The sequence below is a fragment of the Streptomyces plumbidurans genome (assembly GCF_019857225.1).
Taxonomy (GTDB): domain Bacteria; phylum Actinomycetota; class Actinomycetes; order Streptomycetales; family Streptomycetaceae; genus Streptomyces; species Streptomyces plumbidurans.
On sequence record NZ_JAFJSY010000097.1, the window covers coordinates 1 to 525 of the forward strand.

Genomic DNA, 525 nt, shown 5'->3' on the forward strand with positions numbered 1-525 from the left:
CGGCCGCTCAGGGACCGACACCCGCGCAGCCGCGGCCCGCCCAGCCCCTGCCCGCCGAGGCCGCCGCGCCCGCGTCACCGGCCGCACCGGCCGCTCCCGTGGACCCCAACTCCACCCAGGGCCGGGCGATCAGCGTCCGGACGCTGGGGCAGGGTGTGCCCTTCACGCGGCAGGCCGCGCAGGTGCAGCAGCCGACGGCCACGCCTCCGCCGCACAACCCGACCGGCGGCGGACGGCGCCGCAAGCTCGGCACGCGGACCGAACCCGGCGCGGCGGCGGCCACGAAGCAGGCGACGCGGCCGCACCCGCCGGCCGAACAGGCGCAGGCCCAGCCGCAGTCCCCGCCCTCGCAGGCCGGGCAGTCGCGGCTCGCGCAGGCGACCGAGGGCACCGGGCGGTCGTACGCCATAGGGGCGCCCGACGAGAACGCCGCCGAGGGGCCCGAGCCGCTGGACGGTCCGGGCGGTGCCGTGGAGATCGCGGACCCGCCGCGGCCGCAGCCGATGGACGACGAGCTTCCGCCCG

The 525-nt window shown here is 80.4% G+C and carries 1 pseudogene; it reads left to right on the forward strand.

The features are described from left to right. Positions 1-525, forward strand: a pseudogene (locus JYK17_RS36070) (histidine kinase); the annotation flags it as partial.